Here is a 17,669-nt window from a genome sequence, read left to right on the forward strand (position 1 = left end):
TACTTATTTTTCCGTCTCTTGATCTAACCACCATTTAAATCCACTTTCTTGCAACAGTTCATTAGACGCATCTGGACCATATGAACCAGACTCATATTCATGAAGCGGCAATAAGTTTTCCTCGAACGCTTCAAGAATTGGTTGTACCCATTCCCATGACAATTCAACTTCTCTCCAATGTGCAAAGAATGTAGCGTCTCCACTCACAGCATCATGAATGAGTCTTTCATACGCTTCAGGTACTCCCACATCCGCTTGCTCACAAGTAAAGTTAATACGCATCGGTTCAATTTCTCCATTTTTCAATGGATTTTTACTGTTTAACTGTAATGAAACGTTCTCACCTGGACTAATTTCAATTATTAACAAGTTAGGTGCTGCATTTGGATTACTATCTTGATATTGCTGTTTTAACGTATTTTTAAATTCAATTACAATACGAGTAGACTTTTCTTTCATTCGTTTGCCTGTTCGTATATAGAAGGGAACGCCAGTCCAAAATGGATTATCGATCCACAGGCGAGCAGCAACAAATGTGTCTATGTTAGAAGAAGGATTTACTCCTGGCTCCTCTTTATACGCTACAACTTGTCCGCCTTTTATTTCTCCTGAAGCGTATTGACCGCGAACGATATGGTTTTGAACGTCTTCTTTTTTCACTTTACGAAGCGTCTCCATTACCTTTCGCTTTTCCTCTCGAATTTCACATGCATTAACCTTTTCCGGCAGATTCATAGCAGTCATCATTAATATTTGTAACATATGATTTTGAACCATATCACGAATGGCTCCTGCGTGATCATAATATCCGGCCCTTTCTTCAACCCCAACCGTTTCACTAGCTGTGATTTGTACATTCGCTATATGTTCTTTGTTCCAAATCGATTGAAGAACAGGATTTGCAAATTCTAGCGCTTCAAGGTTTTGAATCATCGGTTTACCTAAATAATGATCAATACGGTATATCTCGTCTTCTTCAAACGTTCGACTAAGCTTATCATTAAGCTCACGAGCAGATGTAAGGTCGTGCCCAAACGGTTTCTCAATCATCAGGCGTTTCCATCCATCCGTTTTATCGAGTCCGCTTTCCTTAATATTTAAAGCGATTGTCTCGAAAAATTCAGGAGCAACTGAAAGATAGAACATTCTATTACCTTTTATATGTAGTTCTTCTTCCCTTTCACGAACAACTTGTAATAACCTCTCATAATCTTCCGGCTTACTCACATCTAATGGACAATAGCGAAAATTATCTAAAAAACCTTCGAGTTCTGAAGTACCTTCTTCCCTCTGGCGAGAAAACGTCTCTATTGATTCTTTTATTCTTTTTTGAAAATCTATACGAGATACTTCACGTCTTCCAAGCCCGATAACAGATATTTGCTTTGGAAGCTTTTGATCTCTATATAAGTTATATAGCGCGGGGTAAATTTTGCGTTTCGCTAAGTCCCCTGTCGCTCCAAATAAAACAAAGGTCATTGATTCCAAGTTCAGTCCCCCTCGTGATGTATAGTCATTGTCACTATAGTAAAAATGCATTGTACAGAAGCTACTATCATTGTTGATTCACTCTTGCTTCTTAACTTCAAATTTTTTATATTTGTCGCTTTCTCATTGTCCCCAATATTAATAGTGGCAATTCAAAGCATTTTTACCACATACTACTTAATTACTATAACTTATATAAAATAACTTAATTATTAAAAGTAATTAAGTTATTTTATATCTATCATATTAACTACATAAATTATCATCGTCAAGAAAAGTGTCTCGAATTAAAGATTTTTCATTCCCTAATATCTTTTAGTACTCGTCTATTTATTAGGGAAAGATTAGATCTATGTTCATTACATGAAATGAATAATAAAAAGGCCAAAACGAACATATTCTTGTTCGTTTTGGCCTTTTTATTATTGCTTCAGATGATTTTTAACTGCTCTTATAACCAATTCGTGATCTTCTTCTGGTGGTAATCCCGAAACTGTTATCATTCCAATAACCCCTACGTCTTTTATTCTGATAGGAAAGCAGCCACCAAACGCAGCATATTCCGAAGTATCTAAAAGATATTTTTCATTATATGAGATTCCAGTTATTTCACTTTGTATCTGCATATAATACGAGCTATGATCATGCAGGGAAACGACTCGTTTTTTACGCTCAATCCATTTCGTATTTTCCTCATTTGTCCCTGTCATTTTGAAATGAAACAATTGCACACCGTTTTTCGTTATATCAACAGCAATCAATTTTCCCACTTTCTTTGCTGTTTCAACGATAAATAAACCTATTTGCAGTGCATCTTCATTTGTAAAAGAGGTAAATTGAAGTGTTTCCTCCTCTATTAAAATTTGTTTACTTATTTCATTCAAATTTGAAGTACTCATATCTTTAACCTCCATAATTGTTTTATGCCACACCGACATTTTTTCGAAATTATTAGGCCATATAGTACAACCTTTCAATCAATCTGATTCTAAATAAACTACTGTAACATCTTTGGTAACTAGTACCATAAAGCTTGGTTTCTTCTTACTGGTGCTATTATGAATGATATTCAAAGTTATAAAAAGTACTATTCTACTTATCCCTATCTTACAGAGACTATTATGAAATATATTTAACATCTTAAAAATGTATGTACTAAAGAATAATATTTTTAATCACTAACTTTTTTGATCAATCATTATAATCCAATTTCATCAAAATTTTTATCAATTATTACACTATCCAACAATAAGAGGAAACAAAGATGGATGAAAATATATCCAAAAGCTGAAAAGCGGTTGAATCCCTTGAGGGAATAGTTATAATTCACTACATATAGAAATAGACATACAAAAACGCCATCCTTTCCTATAATTCTAAAGAAAGAATAGCGTATTTTTTTCAAAAATGAGTTCTTTTATTGAGAAACTTTGATTCTATATCATACATAAAAGGGCAACCAGTGCTAAAACAGCTGGAAGTCCTTGTTTCACAATAATTGATTTATTAGATGTAAAACCTCCGAAAATAGCTGCTACCACCACACAAATCACGAAAAATAATTGGACCATATAACCAATTGGATTGAGTCCAAGTACAAGTCCCCAAACGAGACCAGCGGCTAAAAATCCATTATATAAACCTTGGTTTGCAAACATAATGGCTACGTTTCGATCTCCTTCTAAATGCTTCGGTAATTTGAAAGCACGTTTCGCTACTTTTGAATCAATAAAAAACATTTCGAGGATCATAATAAATAAATGTTCTAATGCTACGATCCCGACTAAAATAGCTGCGATTATTTCCACACTATTCCGCCCCCCTACACTCTCTATTCTCTACATTTTTTTGCATCTGTAATAGAACATGAATAAGTATTTTGCGTTCTTCTCCACTGATATTCACGAACATTCCCTTCATAAAACGTTCCTTTTCTTTCCTTGGAAGACTCTATTTGTTCTCGTCCTTGCTCAGATAACCGAACACGTGTTATACGGTTATCCTCAGACTTCTTTCTTCTTAATACGATTCCTTTGGCTTCAAGCTGCTTAAGGTGTCTGGTGATGGCTGCGCCATCAATATCCACCCTTCTTTCTTGTCAAAATATTAATTGACGTATCAATCATTGATCCGTCAATTAATATACATCTCTCTTTTTATTTTTGCAAGTTTTTTTGCTCAATTGGTTTTATTTTGTTCTAGCAACTTTAAGTTCATTCTTTTATTATATTTAACTAAATACATAAAAGAATTGAGTTATATCTCCATCAATTTATAAAAATAAATTTTTTCTAAAAACAGATACTTTACGTTTTTTATAGTAATAAAAATCATTGTTTTGTTTCAGAGGCAATCCATTTTGTTAGCTTGATGGGCATAGGATAGCACCCAGATGGTACTAATTTAGAGCTAATTGCTTCAAAAAAGGCATTTAGACGCGAATAATTAAAATATATTAATATTAAAAAACACCTTATATGAAAGTTGGCTTTTTTTCGCTAATCGCAAAAATTAACATTAAAGTTGATAGATTGAATAAAAAAGGACAAACTCTCCAATGTGAGAAGTTTGTCCAAAAGGTTTTTCGTGTTAACTATTTTTACACTAATACCAATAATAGTGAATTAGAATAGTGACTTAATACTTGCTAAAACAGTAAGTACACCTACAATAATAACAAATACGTTACTCATTTTCCCTTTGTATTTAGCTAGTACTGGTACTTTTTGAATTGCATACATCGGTAATAGACATAAGATAGCAGCAACTAAAGGACCGCTTAGAGAATCAATAAGTCCAAGAATACTTGGATTTGTATAAGCAACAAACCAGCATGATAATACAACAAAAGTAAGGATGATTGTCTTAATTGTTTTTTCTTCAATATCTTTTCCACGTGATTTACCGAACTTAATAATCATGTCACGCATTACTTCAAATGCTCCGATATAATGGCCAAGGAAAGACTTTGTAATAGCCACAAAAGCAATAATTGGAGCTGCAATCGTGATTACAGGTGAATTAAGTTCATTCGCAAGGTATGAAAGAATTGATAAGTTTTGCTCTTTTGCCATTTTTAAATCCTCTGGAGTTAAGCTCAGTGCACTACTCCAAACGAAGAACATAACTACAACGAATGTCATGATATAACAAACCTTTTGTATTTGCGCACATTTAGCATCAGTGGCTTCGATTCCATACGTAGCTCTCTGTTTCACAACAAATGATGAAATCATAGGTGAATGATTAAATGAGAATACGATGATTGGTAGAATCAACAGTATCGTTCCCAAATATCCTGTTCCTGTTGAAGCAGTAGAAACAGCTGAAAAGCTAAGCATTGACGTATTCCACTGTGGAATTAAAGATATTGCGATAAACAGTAGAGAAGCTATGAAAGGATACACTAGCATACTCATGATCTTTACAGTGATATCTTGACCAAAATTCAGTATAGCGATAAGACCAAGAACTAATACAAGTGATAAAATAGCCCTTGGAGGCTCTGGCATGTGCAATTGATGCACGATAAAACTACTTGCAGTATTTGTAAGCGCAACCGAATACATTAATACGATTGTATAAATTGAACCGAAATATACGATGTTAAAAATGATACTCGCTTTATTTCCGAAATACTCTCTAATTGTACCTGTGATCCCCTCATCAGCAGAATTAGAAGCGTATATCATTTTAGCAAGCGCCCTATGTGAGTAGTACATAACTGGATATGCAAGTAATGTAATTAGTAGTAAAGATAATAAACCACCTGAACCTGCATTAATCGGTAAAAAGAGCACCCCTGCTCCAATTGCAGTTCCAAATAGACTCAGTGCCCATGTAGTATCCTGCTTATGCCACTTTTTCGGATCTGCATATTGCTCATTTTTTAGTGCGGTATTTTCAGCTTGAACTTCTATTTTCTTTGCAGTATTCCCGTTCATATAATAACTCCCCCTTGTATCTATTTCTGCATCTCTCTTTGCTGCTAACAAATATTCCCTTTCGGAAAATGAATTCCTTACAAGTTGCCCCACATTATATGTCCTTCATCATAATGAAACCAAATTGAAACATTCGCTAGTTAGCGTCCTAATATAATTGTTAGCGTTCACAAAAAAGTTTACTCGTAATATCCGCTCTTTATATAAAGACCCCTTAAGAGAACAATATAGAATAGACTTCATAAATACGTTGCAACATTTCTAATAACAGTGTATTACTTTAATGGTTTCTCTTTTTTACTTTTAACAGTAATTTTAGCTAAACCGGCCTCTCTTAATTTGCGAGGCATTTCTTTCTCAATTCTATACATTACTTTAATAACTTCGGCAGCACTGATGATATTGCTTACACAAGCCACTGAAGCACTTTACATACATTTCGCCTCTAATCACACACCTTTCTTACTAAGAATCGCATTTTTTATATTTTCTCCAGAGATAATAAAATTTCTCTCGACGCCCTCATTATAACGTGTATATTTATAAAATTAATATTTTTATATTTTCAGAAATATTAAAGCGGAATAATTTTATATGGATAATATTTTACAGTTAGCATGTAGCCATTGTTTTTATCGCTTAAAGCTGAATTAGTTAGTAAAAAAATACAATAATACATTGTTTTTCTAGGTAACTCATGATGGAGATACTTATATCCCCTTTTATCAAAAAATTTCATTTTAAACATAAAAGATATTCTAATAAATAATTAATGTAGGTAAAAAGAAAAGATTCCCAAAATACAAAAACCAAATTTTAGGATATATATTATTAATATTGAATTCATATACACTTAAAAAAACTACATTGAACAAAAAACAAAAAAGCTGCCCAATATGGACAGCTCATTTACATAATTTTCATTATCAAGGATGCACAAACAAATCACTTCAATGTTATCTTAATTGTAGTTTGTTCGACTCTTCTTCAGGAATATCTCTATGTTTGTAATGAATCGTTTTTAGATCATTTCCTTTTATGCGAAAAGTAATTGTGTCCTCTCCATAAGGCGGATTGTGTGCATCCTCAAAAGTTTGAATTTGAACAGTTACATAAAAAATATAGTTTGTTGTATCTTTTTTTATTTCAAGTATTTTTTCAGAACCTCGATACCAAAGTTTTGGTTCCTTATAATAGTTTTCAACCTCTTTGCTTATCGGCTCCAATAAGAGATCAATTACCACTTCTTTTAAAAACTTTTTTGGTACAGGTATTCTGTTTATTTTCTTTCTTTTTACATCTATAATTCTCCAAAAATCCCCGCTCTTTTCAACGGTATAAAGAACATTCGTACCGTCCGCTTTCAAAAGATGAAAATAACCTTTATTTCCCTTAATATATAATCGTGGTTCATTAATCCACTCACCTTCTGTTTGCACTATCCCTAAAAACAACTGAGTAAGTGGCGTTATCTTATAATCTAATTGGTTAAAGTCGCCAAACGAATAAAGTTCATAACCGGTTAAATCTATGCCAAAATTTCTGTTTATATCATGTTCCTTTTTTACAATTGCTTGAGCAGAAATGCAGGGTAATAAAAAACTAAACAGACATATGATGCTAACCATTGTTAATCTTATTTTCATAACATCAATCCTCTCTTTTATTAAGATGCAACAAAAGAGAGGATATTATTGATTAGAGCATAAGCTAAAAAATTAAACTCCCCCATTAACTAGCTCGTTTATCGAGTTTAATTTTGAAGAAAGCCCGATAAACCATTCTTCGTCTCCTGTTAATAATGCGAGGTCTATAAGATAAAGAATTTGCTCCTTATTTATTGCCTTTGATTCAGGGAGTTTTTTTACGTGTTTACTTAAAAAGGACATTGTTTTATTTATTGTATCTCTGTTGTCACATTTCACAACATTAACCTTAACTACTTCCCCTGCATTATCAAATGATTCAATATAACCAAGTATTAATTCACCCTCTACCGATATCCCTCGAACCCAATCTCCTACTTTTAAAACAGGATTATACTTTGACATCATACTCTTTCACCTTCCTACAAATTATTTTTAATCACGATAAACAACATATAAAAAAATAAACTTAACTGTAATGTTTTCCGTTACATTTAAGTGTTAAAAACTCACAGCTATATAATAATTAAGCCGCTTAACGCTCATGATTGATAAGGTCAACAACTTCTTTCATTGTATAATTCTTTAAGTATTCACCTAGATGTTCTTCAGCACCTAAGAAAATAGCGAAAAGAACTTTTCGCATGTTCGAACCTACAACACACTGATTGTTTGATTCCGGACACTTCGGCTGCAAAGCACCTTCAGAGGTTATCTGATAAATATGCCAAAGATTAACTTCATCTAAATCGCGAGCGAAAATAAAACCTCCACCAGTTCCCTCTTTTGATTGTATAAACTTATGCTTTTTTAACAAACTTAGCACTTTGCGAATACGTACTGGGTGAACCCCCGCACTTTCTGAAATAGCATTACTTGTTGACATCCTGTCTGGCTGTAAAGCTAAATAAGTTAAACTGTGTATGGCCAAGGTAAAGTCGCTGTTCATGGTTTTCCTCCTACGATTAAAAATATTGTTTTTCATATATTAACATACTGTAGCCATAAATATTACAGATAGGTTAGAACGTTAAAACATATAGAATACTTCTTGCCATAAAAAATTAATTCTTTTATATTCTATCCGGTCTCACCTATATCCGATAACTTCATTTAGCTTTTTAAGTTGAAAATAAAATTAAACACTCCACTGTTTCTTCACTTGTTCTTCTGCCAGTTGTTTAATTTTTGTCCAAATCGTATCTTTACTCACAATAACATTTGTTTGATAATTTCTATCATTATAATTAACTGTAACACATACTTCAATCATCTTCTGCTTCCTCCTTTCAAAAAACTTTTTCTAAAAAATATTACTTATTAATTGGCCAATTTTTGCAGTTCAATGTTCAAAAATGTTCGAACGCTACGTGGTAAAAACTTGCGAATTTCTTCATCATTAAAACCAATCTGTAATCTTTTCTCATCCAGCATAATTGGGCGACGCAACATTAGCGGATGCTCGATTATTAATTTATAAAATTCATTAAGCGAAAGCTCCTCAATATTTATATTTAAGTCCTGAAAAGTTTTGGATCTAGTTGAAATAATTTCAGTAGCCCCCTCTTCAGTTAAACGAAGAATTGATTTAAGCTCATCAACTGTCATAGAATTTGATACGATGTTTTTTTCAATATAATCAATTTGATGCTCTTCAAGCCATGCTTTCGCTTTTCGGCATGAACTACAGCTTGCTGTTGTATATAGAATTACCATATTTAACTCACTCCTTTAATGTTTTTTATCAAACGTACATTTTACATATCGGTTATTGAAATGTATTAAAAAAAATTACAGTTTAGAATCAAATTCACGTAATGTTAGTTATTCTGCAATGTTTCGTTTATCTCTACTATTCATTTCTTTTCAAAATGCTTCTTCTATAACATTGTTGAAACTACATTTTACAGACGATGACAACTCACTTCTAAAAATCTTACTGTAATTTTAAACTTTACAGTTCTATAAATCAAATGTTAAGTCTTGGATTCATTCTATTAACGTATAAATCGGTTTCTTTTGTGTAAATATCCCCGCATTTTTACGGCTAACCAATTCCAAATATACTTTAAAGTACATTCTATTCATTTCTTGCTTACAAGTGCTATTATGGAATATATTTAACATAATAAAAAGTACGTACTTTAAAGTGTTATAGGCACTAAAAAGAAATAATTTTAGTATTACAACGTATTTAAGCTCAAAACTATAATCTAAATTCATCAAAGGAGTTTTTTTATGAAAACATACAATATTCCTGTAGAGGCGACTTTAGAAGTTATTGGCGGAAAGTGGAAAGTTGTTATCCTTTGTCATTTAAAAAAAGGGACAAAAAGAACGAGTGAATTAAAACGATTAATGCCTGGTATTACGCAAAAAATGTTAACGCAACAATTACGGGAACTAGAAGAAGATGGTGTAATCCAAAGGAAAATATATGACCAAGTACCACCGAAAGTAGAGTACTCTTTAACGGATTACGGTTCGTCTTTAGGAGCTATACTCGATTCCCTCTGTTCCTGGGGAGAAGTTCATCTTGAAAAAACCGGGAACACATCCATGCTGATTACAGCCGATGAATAATAACTGCTCCTACTATATGTGTAAATTCTATCCAAGATAAAAAAAACGGTTGAGACAATACTTGCCTCAACCGTTTTTTATGTCTCTTTATAATTTTTTGCCGTAATAACTGTTTCAAATTCAAAGGTTTCCGGTAGATGATCTGCATAAGAATATTCAAAAGTTCGTCCATCCGTTAAGTAAGCTACTTGTTCAACTCGCATTAGGAAATCCTGATTTGTTAAGTTCATAAACTGCTTTTCCCTATCATCTGGGCGAATTCCTTTAACCCTGACAACAGATGTCCCTACTTCAAGGCCCAGTTTTTTTTGAATATGTGAGTATATCGACTCCTCTAAAACAGAAGCCTCAACACCTGGGATAACCGAAATTGGCATCCATGTATGCTCCATAATCGTCGGAATGCTGTGAATGATGCGAAGGCGAATGATTTTATAGACGAAATCACCGATTGAAACTCCCAATTTCTCAGCAACTACTTCATCAGCACCAACAATCGCAAACTCGATAATTTCACTTTTTACCTCACTGCCGTAAACAGCTTTCGTACCTGTTAAAGTTTGAATCATTCGTGCCTTTTCCTGCTGACGCCAATCTTGCACTACTGTTCCACTTCCGCGCCGGCGGATGATATAGCCGTCTCTAACTAATAGATCCAGCGCCTTTTTAATAGTAAGTGCTGAAACATCGAATTCTTCAGCAAGGACGGGGCTACTCGGAATTTTTTTGTTGATTTTATATTCACCGTCTAAAATTTGCTGTTTAATCTTTTGATAAATGCCGAGGTATTTTACTTGTGTTGATCCGCTTGCCATTTCCATACCTCCTTTATACTCTATCCCCTCTTCTATTCATTCAAATGTAAAGCCTCAAGTTTGTAAACTGAAGGTGATGGGGCAGCAAATCCATTTTCCAAGATTTCAATATTCGTTACCGCTTCTTCGTCTTTCACAAGTTTTGGTGCACCATTTACAATTGTGTCATACGCGGCATCATAGAAACGACCGTAATCACCAAGCGGCGTTTTAATTTGTTTTTTAATCCAGTCACCATTTGCATTACGATACTTAGCAATTCCATAATACATCGGCGAATCTTCACCAAATCCTGCACTCTCAGGCATAATACCCGCTTTCAAATCATTTTCCTGCTGATCTTCACCGTATTTAATAAATGAGCCATTTGTTCCATGAACGATAAAGCGTGGATAATCTTTTGCTACGACATGGTTCGTTTTCAGCTTAATCTTCAACTGATTTCCATAATGTAGACCAACATCGAAATAGTTATCAACCGCACCTTCCACTTCATTATTACGAATATCGTATGTCACTGTATTTGGACGGCCGAATAGTGAAATCATGCGGTCCATCGTATGAATACCTAAACTGTAAAATGAACCTTCTTCTTTTGGGGCTTCATGAGTGATTGAACCAGGACGGAAATAATCAATATGTGATTCAATCTCAATAATATCACCAAGGAATCCTTGTTCAACTACTTGCTTTACAGCTAAAAAATCACCATCAAAACGACGGTTTTGATAAGGCATAACGACTACACCTTTCTCTCGTCCTAAAGCTAATAATTCTTTCGCATGTTCTACTGTATCGCAAAATGGTTTTTCAACGATAACTGATTTTCCGGCTAGTATAACTTTTTTTGCTAATTCATAATGCGTATGTGCTGGCGTACAAATCGTCACTACTTGAATTTCTTTGTCATTCAACAATTCGTCCAAATCAGTAGTGAAGTAAACACCTTTTTCCTCATATGGAGCCGCTAATTCTTCATTTATTTGACGCACAAAAATCGTTTTTACTTTTATATTTTTACGTGTCTTCAGATAAGGTAGGTGATAACGGTTAGCTGATTTTCCAAATCCAATAAAGCCCATTGTTAATGTCATGTTTTTCAACTTCCTTGCTCATAAATTTTCGTTTCTACATTTATTATATAGTTTACTTTTTAAAAGTATATAGTTTTAGTTCTTAATTTATATATAAAATGAAAAAGTAGGGATAGAAACCATTTCGATTTTCATCCCTACTTCTTTACTATATTTGTGTAATATCAAGCATTAATTGTTTTAACTCGCACGTTCTCTTTTTGTCTTTCTTTAAATGACAAAGGATAACTACTTTCCACTTTCCACCGATAACCTCTAAAGTCGCCTCTACAGGAATATTGTATGTTTTCATATAAAAATCTCCTTTAATAATTTTATAAGACAAATAAGCTAAAATATTTAAATATTACTTTTAAGTATCTATAGCACCTTAAAGTACGTACTTTTTATTGTGTTAAACATGTTTCATAATAGCATACGTAAACAGTAGATGAGTAGTACGGTACTAAAAAGTACCTGTGTTACTTTTTAGTATCTATATCACTTTAAAGTACGTACTTTTCATTATGTAAAATACATTTCATAATAGCATTTGTAAGAGTTGAGTGAGTCATGCAGTATTAAAAATTACCTGTTAGTACCTGTACTTTAAAGTGAGTATTTTTATCATACATTTTGTCAGATGATGAAATGACATGTTTTAATTTTCACATCCATTCATAATGAGTAAATAATTTCCAAATACATTTTAGGAGGATATCTATAATGAGTAAATTACTAAAAGAAAAAATCGGGTTTGGTACAGCACCACTAGGGAATATGTACCGTAATATCCCAGAGGAAGAAGCAATCGCTACAGTGGATGCTGCTTGGGAGAATGGCGTTCGTTACTTTGATACAGCTCCACTTTATGGATCTGGATTAGCGGAAATCCGTCTTGGTGAAGCACTGTCAAAAAGAAATCGTGATGATTACTTTTTAAGTACGAAAGTAGGTCGAACTATTTCGGATGAACTAGAGGATCCAACTGCACGTGATTTAGGTGAAAAAGGCGGACTTTTCGAATTTGGTCGCAAAAATAAAATGATCAATGACTATAGCGCAGATGCAACACTTCGTTCTATCGAGCAGAGTTTGAAACGTTTAAAAACAGATCGTCTAGACTTTGTTTTCATTCATGATTTAGCACAAGACTTTTATGGTGATGAGTGGGTTTCACAATTTGAAACAGCTCGAACAGGAGCATTCCGTGCGCTTACACGTTTACGTGAAGAAGGAGTTATTAAGGGCTGGGGGCTTGGAGTAAACAAAGTAGAATCAATTGAACTTATGCTTGATCTAGAAGAAGCAAAACCAAATATATCCTTATTAGCTGGTCGCTATTCATTATTAGACCACGAACGTGCATTGCAACGAGTAATGCCTGCAGCTGTAAAGCATAATATGGATATTGTTGTTGGTGGCCCATATAGCTCAGGTATTCTTGCTGGAGGCGCTCACTTCGAATATCAAAAAGCATCGCCAGAAATTATTGCAAAAGTTGAGAAAATCAAAGCTCTTGCAGATCGTCACGATATCAGCATCAAAGCTGCTGCACTACAATTTTCACTAGCTAATCCAGCAGTTGCTGCTGTTGTTCCTGGGGCAAGTAAACCGGAACGAATTGTAGAAGACCAAAATGCCTTAAATACAGTAATTCCAGCAGCATTCTGGGAAGAAATGCGCGAACAAAAACTAGTAGCACCTAATGCACCACTACCAATCAACGTAAAATAATAATGAAAATTTAATCAGTGGGAGCATCCCCCACTAATTATTTACCCGTAAATACCGGGATGAAAAGGAGCGTAATGAATATGGCACATACTACTACATCTATGGAAATTTTTGCTTCACCTGAACAAGTATGGCAATTAATCGGAGGTTTCAACTCCCTTCCAGACTGGTTACCTTATATACCTAGCAGTAAATTAACTGAAGGCGGTCGTGTACGTCATCTAGCTAATCCAGATGGCGATACAATTATAGAACGCTTAGAAGTATTCAATGATAAAGAACGCTACTACACGTATTCAATCATGAATGCACCGTTCCCAGTCACTAATTATTTATCTACAATCCAGGTTAAAGAAGGTACTGAAAGTAACACATCGTTAGTAGAGTGGTCAGGTACTTTCACTCCTGTTGAGGTTAGTGATGAAGAGGTAATAAATCTGTTTCATGGTATTTACAGCGATGGACTGAAAGCATTGCAGCAAGCATTTCTAGATTGAGCTACTAAAAAAAATGAAAAGCAAAGCGATATCGCTTTGCTTTTTTATAAAATCCCTTTTAACTTTTCACCAATTAACTTCGCTACATACTCATAGCCTTCTGGCCCAAAGTGTAATCCATCTTTTTCATCATTTTCTACAAACCCTTTATAATTCAGTTCTTGAATCATTTCAGCATACAAATTTAGAAAATAGCTTCCTGTTTCTTTCGCCACTTCCTCTACCACGTCTGCATACTGACAGAGCACTTCATTTGTTCTATTGTGCTGCCTCTCTTCATCAACTGGTGCAGGGCTAATCAGTAGTACTTTATTTGATGAAATCTGTTTCACAATCTGCTCTAAGTTTTCTTTGTATTCCTGTAGTGACGTTTGTGAAAAAGAGACCGCATCATTCGTACCAAGAAAAACTGTTACGAAATCTGGTTTATATAATATTACATCTTCTTCAATCCTATTTAACGCATCGAACGTATTATCACCTGGAACACCTGCATTCACTACTTTCCAATCTGGAAACATTACTTGTAACCTTGGCGTTAATCTAGGTATCCCATCAAAAAATACATCATCAGCTGTAATACTATCTCCAAAACATACTAACGTTTTCATTAAGCTACTCTCCTTTTACGTATGAAACAACTTTCCTTCTATTGCTTTTATATACCTGTCAGCAGAACGTTCAACTGCCTCATTTGCATTTTCTTTTACTACTCGATGAAAAGCATTATATAAACGATTAAACTGTAACGGCTTCACTCGGTTCACCATTTCTTCCACTTTTCTCGCTGGTAATGGAATTAAGTTTGGATAGCTATACATAAAACTTACCCACCGCTCATCCGCTACAACTTGAATAATATCACCTGTTAACAAAATCCCTTTTCCATCATTACCTTCTTCCCAATGCAATACAGAACCACCACTAAAATGTCCTCCAAGACGATGTACAGTAATCCCATCCGCTAATTGTAAAGACTCACCAGACCAATAAATAATACGACTACTTGGGCGCATCACCCATTCTTTATCATCTTCGTGTATATAAATTGGTACATCAAATGTCTCTGCCCATTCTACTTGCGTTGAATAATAATGAGGATGAGACAATGCAATTGCATCTAATCCACCAAGCTCTTTTATTTTCGCAATTGTCGTTTCATCTAAATACGTAATGCAGTCCCACAGTAAACGATATGACTCTGTTTTCACTATAAATGCCGTTTGACCGATCGCAAATCCTGGTTTTGTCGTAATACTATAAAGTCCATTTTCCTCTTTGATTATTTCATTTTTATATGTATCATCTGTTTGCAAATTTTCTAAAGTCGTCCAAGACTGCCCTTTCGGATTCACATACTGCCTTTCTTCATCACAAATATGACAACTCACCGGTTCTTCTACACTCGCTGCATACTGCACGCCACACGTTGTACAAACGAAATTTTTCATCATAATTTCCCCTATCCCTATATTTTTATTAAGCTGATTTTTGTTGATAATGATCTACTTTTTTATTTTCAATTAATAAACTTATAAAAGTAAGTAAATAGACAACTGTAACCGATAATGGAATTACAGTAAATCCTTTTTCTGCAAAAAGAATCCCGCAAACTGACGTTACAAATACAGTCCCTACTGACAATAAACCATAACTTTTACTTTCATAAATCCATACGTACGGGATAAAATGAACACCTATTAACATTGCTACTACAAAAGGTAACCATTCTGGAAATTGAAAATAGGCAAGTAATACAAGTGGAATATTCAATACATTTATCCCACCAATTAATCCAGCCAAAATCCCTAACGAATTTCCTTTCGCAAACATATCAATTTTCAATATAGCAGCTATCATTAAGCCAAAAGGAAACACACAGCCCATACCGATTAAATATACCCACACCACTTGTTTTTCAGAAAGAACAAATCCTGTTATACTCATAACTACCCAAAATAAAACGCCGGCTAATATAATCGGTAAGCCTCTCTTCGTTTTTATTGCTAAATCCTTTTTCGCTTCTGCAACATTCATCTCACCATCTCCCCTAAAAATATTTGTACTATAAAGTCACCTCAACCTCACCCATCCAATAACGCCAAGCTTCTAAATAATCTTCTAAATCTTTCGGGTGGTGCCGTAAACATGTATCTATACGCAAATATAATCCTATGACTATTTCTTCATATAAATCACGGTCATTTTTATGAAATACACATTGTTTCATCGCATAACCAATCGTTTCTTTTGTTAAATCTTCCGGAGTTGAACAGAACGCATAAATTAAATCATATATAGGATCTCCTAACACTGGTAAAGGATCAATTACACCGTGCAGCTCATTCTCTTGAAATATAAAATTATGAAATCCAAGATCACCATGCAATAAAAATGGCTGATTTATTCCAGTCCCCCTACTTGGACTATTTGCTAACTTAAAAACCGTTCTATACTCTTCCTCACTTATGTAACGTCTTACATTTTCATGAGCTTCCATCACATTTGTCGTTAAAAATTCATTCCAAGATTGAACCGGACTTTCTTTCCATCCCCAGCCATCAACCTCTGTAGCTACTTCATACTTATTGATAACTTTCTTTACAAGTTTACAAAGAACACTCCATTTATGGCCTAGTTTGCAAGAAGTTGTGCCCTCAAGGAATGAGTAAACAATATAGCGATTTAAAGGTTCCTTATATAAAAGCTTTGGAAATAATTCGTCCTTTTTATAAAACTGAAGAAAATAAGCTTCTTCACGTATGACATCCGATTCATTCAACTTTATAACGTATTGTTCATCTAACAAATATATAGTACTTGTCGTTCCCCGTTTAATGCTTTTACGCTATTTGGATAATGTGAAATAACTTTTTCCTTAACTAGTTGTGCGGTGATTATTGAAATGTCCATTCTCTCACCCTTCAACTCCGAATATTTCCTTAATTCAAAAGACACCTTTACTATCATTTGACAAACATAAAGGAATTCCTCCTAAAAATCTTAATATAACAAAAAATAATTTTATTTCATTTCAACTGCTTCCTTCAATATTCCATCATATAGTTCATTCCATTTATGGTAATACGATGTGATTTCTTCACTCCAAATGATCTTCATTTAATCTAATAATTTCTATTGAATTATCTCTTTCTTTTAACTTATGAGCCAAACTTTCTACACCAAACACTTCTGTAAACGTATGACTGCCTACAATTAAATTAATTCCTTTAAATTTCGCATGTTGCACTGTATATAATGTTTTTTCACCTGTTATGTACGTGTCACATCCTTTTTCTAATGCACGTTCAATCAAATTTGTATTGTTTCCTGCACCGGTTAAGATCGCAATCCGTTTTACTGGTTTATCGTGATTTCTCCAGCTCTTCACTTTCTCTTCCATTTTTTCTTCAAGTTTTCCAACTAAGTTTGAAAAAGGAATGGCTTCTTTATATTCTCCTATTCCTGGTAGTTCTTCTTCCTCATAGGTTGAATATTCCAGTATTGTATCTATCCTAATTTCGTTAAATAACGATGTACACGTGCCAAACTTTACAAAATCTAACGGAAAATGAATCCAAAAATGATTCATTTCATATTGCTTCAATTTCTCAATACATGCCTCTTCCATACCAAATAAAAAACTCCACGGCGCATGATGTGTAACTATCATATCGACTCCATTTCGATACGCTTCTTCAATAGTTTCTAACGTTAAATTTGTTGTGTAACCGATTTTGTGAAATTCATCTTTACTTATATAAGTAAAACCATATTCATCATCGCCATATTTATGAAGATGCTCTCCAAATAGTGATGTTATATGTTCATTAAATTGCTTTATATTCATTTTTATTTCTCCTTTCATTTACTTTTATATTTCATA

The 17,669-nt window shown here is 33.9% G+C and carries 19 protein-coding genes and 3 pseudogenes; 3 read left to right on the plus strand and 19 right to left on the minus strand.

The window, feature by feature from the left end:
* Positions 1 to 3: 3 nt before the first annotated feature.
* From zwf to spxA, 11 genes and pseudogenes are all read right to left on the minus strand, one after another.
* Entirely contained in the window at positions 4 to 1,488 is a 1,485-nt protein-coding gene (gene zwf, locus MHI26_RS17110; protein ID WP_000445350.1) for a glucose-6-phosphate dehydrogenase, read from the minus strand.
* A 422-nt stretch (positions 1,489 to 1,910) separates the two neighbouring features.
* On the minus strand, positions 1,911 to 2,426 hold the full coding sequence (locus MHI26_RS17115; protein ID WP_061666684.1) for a heme-degrading domain-containing protein: 516 nt from the start codon (positions 2,424 to 2,426) through the stop codon (positions 1,911 to 1,913).
* Positions 2,427 to 2,924: 498 nt separating this feature from the next.
* On the minus strand, positions 2,925 to 3,296 hold the full coding sequence (locus MHI26_RS17120; protein ID WP_061666665.1) for a DUF1304 domain-containing protein: 372 nt from the start codon (positions 3,294 to 3,296) through the stop codon (positions 2,925 to 2,927).
* Between the two features lie 227 nt (positions 3,297 to 3,523).
* A pseudogene (locus tag MHI26_RS31605) lies at positions 3,524 to 3,574 on the minus strand (quinone oxidoreductase); the annotation flags it as partial.
* Between the two features lie 538 nt (positions 3,575 to 4,112).
* Positions 4,113 to 5,432 carry an aromatic amino acid transport family protein gene (locus tag MHI26_RS17130; protein ID WP_001014165.1) on the minus strand — a complete coding sequence of 440 codons (1,320 nt, stop codon included), beginning with the start codon at positions 5,430 to 5,432 and terminating at the stop codon, positions 4,113 to 4,115.
* Between the two features lie 275 nt (positions 5,433 to 5,707).
* The gene (locus MHI26_RS17135) at positions 5,708 to 5,851 is read right to left on the minus strand and encodes a hypothetical protein (RefSeq protein WP_000752516.1); all 144 of its coding nucleotides are present in this window, start codon (positions 5,849 to 5,851) and stop codon (positions 5,708 to 5,710) included.
* 537 nt (positions 5,852 to 6,388) lie between these two features.
* Positions 6,389 to 7,078 (minus strand): DUF3888 domain-containing protein, encoded by a 690-nt coding sequence (locus MHI26_RS17140; protein WP_061666666.1) that lies wholly within the window; start codon positions 7,076 to 7,078, stop codon positions 6,389 to 6,391.
* Between the two features lie 72 nt (positions 7,079 to 7,150).
* Entirely contained in the window at positions 7,151 to 7,483 is a 333-nt protein-coding gene (locus MHI26_RS17145; protein WP_330548205.1) for an IDEAL domain-containing protein, read from the minus strand.
* A gap of 130 nt (positions 7,484 to 7,613) precedes the next feature.
* The gene (gene saiR / locus MHI26_RS17150; RefSeq protein ID WP_001083468.1) at positions 7,614 to 8,027 is read right to left on the minus strand and encodes an Rrf2-family transcriptional regulator SaiR; all 414 of its coding nucleotides are present in this window, start codon (positions 8,025 to 8,027) and stop codon (positions 7,614 to 7,616) included.
* Between the two features lie 189 nt (positions 8,028 to 8,216).
* Positions 8,217 to 8,351, minus strand: coding sequence for a BA3454 family stress response protein (locus MHI26_RS17155; protein ID WP_000573532.1), 135 nt, complete (start codon positions 8,349 to 8,351; stop codon positions 8,217 to 8,219).
* Positions 8,352 to 8,398: 47 nt separating this feature from the next.
* Positions 8,399 to 8,794 (minus strand): transcriptional regulator SpxA, encoded by a 396-nt coding sequence (gene spxA, locus MHI26_RS17160; protein ID WP_000236193.1) that lies wholly within the window; start codon positions 8,792 to 8,794, stop codon positions 8,399 to 8,401.
* Positions 8,795 to 9,316: 522 nt separating this feature from the next.
* Between spxA and MHI26_RS17165 the strand changes: the two genes are divergently transcribed.
* Positions 9,317 to 9,661: a winged helix-turn-helix transcriptional regulator gene (locus MHI26_RS17165; protein WP_000860826.1), complete on the plus strand. Its 345-nt coding sequence runs from the start codon at positions 9,317 to 9,319 to the stop codon at positions 9,659 to 9,661.
* A gap of 77 nt (positions 9,662 to 9,738) precedes the next feature.
* On the opposite strand, the gene MHI26_RS17170 is transcribed toward MHI26_RS17165, so the two are convergent.
* The 3 genes and pseudogenes from MHI26_RS17170 to MHI26_RS31610 all read right to left on the minus strand — a co-directional run.
* Complete coding sequence (locus MHI26_RS17170; RefSeq protein WP_061666667.1) at positions 9,739 to 10,476, minus strand: GntR family transcriptional regulator; 738 nt, start codon at positions 10,474 to 10,476, stop codon at positions 9,739 to 9,741.
* Positions 10,477 to 10,508: 32 nt separating this feature from the next.
* Complete coding sequence (locus MHI26_RS17175) at positions 10,509 to 11,570, minus strand: oxidoreductase (RefSeq protein WP_000176596.1); 1,062 nt, start codon at positions 11,568 to 11,570, stop codon at positions 10,509 to 10,511.
* 154 nt (positions 11,571 to 11,724) lie between these two features.
* Positions 11,725 to 11,862, minus strand: a pseudogene (locus MHI26_RS31610) (winged helix-turn-helix transcriptional regulator); the annotation flags it as partial.
* A 413-nt stretch (positions 11,863 to 12,275) separates the two neighbouring features.
* On the opposite strand from MHI26_RS31610, the gene MHI26_RS17185 reads away from it, so the two are divergent.
* Together MHI26_RS17185 and MHI26_RS17190 are read left to right on the plus strand one after the other, a co-directional pair.
* Entirely contained in the window at positions 12,276 to 13,286 is a 1,011-nt protein-coding gene (locus MHI26_RS17185; protein WP_000040537.1) for an aldo/keto reductase, read from the plus strand.
* Between the two features lie 80 nt (positions 13,287 to 13,366).
* Entirely contained in the window at positions 13,367 to 13,783 is a 417-nt protein-coding gene (locus tag MHI26_RS17190; RefSeq protein ID WP_000951513.1) for an SRPBCC family protein, read from the plus strand.
* A gap of 44 nt (positions 13,784 to 13,827) precedes the next feature.
* Here MHI26_RS17190 and MHI26_RS17195 read toward each other — a convergent pair whose 3' ends face one another.
* From MHI26_RS17195 to MHI26_RS17215, 5 genes and pseudogenes are all read right to left on the minus strand, one after another.
* Positions 13,828 to 14,394: an SGNH/GDSL hydrolase family protein gene (locus MHI26_RS17195; RefSeq protein ID WP_000855185.1), complete on the minus strand. Its 567-nt coding sequence runs from the start codon at positions 14,392 to 14,394 to the stop codon at positions 13,828 to 13,830.
* Between the two features lie 15 nt (positions 14,395 to 14,409).
* Positions 14,410 to 15,237 (minus strand): MBL fold metallo-hydrolase, encoded by an 828-nt coding sequence (locus MHI26_RS17200; protein WP_003307565.1) that lies wholly within the window; start codon positions 15,235 to 15,237, stop codon positions 14,410 to 14,412.
* 25 nt (positions 15,238 to 15,262) lie between these two features.
* The gene (locus MHI26_RS17205) at positions 15,263 to 15,820 is read right to left on the minus strand and encodes a DUF7010 family protein (RefSeq protein ID WP_061666668.1); all 558 of its coding nucleotides are present in this window, start codon (positions 15,818 to 15,820) and stop codon (positions 15,263 to 15,265) included.
* 28 nt (positions 15,821 to 15,848) lie between these two features.
* A pseudogene (locus tag MHI26_RS17210) lies at positions 15,849 to 16,696 on the minus strand (aminoglycoside phosphotransferase family protein).
* A 187-nt stretch (positions 16,697 to 16,883) separates the two neighbouring features.
* Positions 16,884 to 17,633 carry a Nif3-like dinuclear metal center hexameric protein gene (locus MHI26_RS17215; RefSeq protein ID WP_061666669.1) on the minus strand — a complete coding sequence of 250 codons (750 nt, stop codon included), beginning with the start codon at positions 17,631 to 17,633 and terminating at the stop codon, positions 16,884 to 16,886.
* Positions 17,634 to 17,669: the final 36 nt, after the last annotated feature.

Origin of the sequence: Bacillus sp. FSL K6-1218, from assembly GCF_038006445.1 — a bacterium.
GTDB lineage: Bacteria > Bacillota > Bacilli > Bacillales > Bacillaceae_G > Bacillus_A > Bacillus_A thuringiensis_S.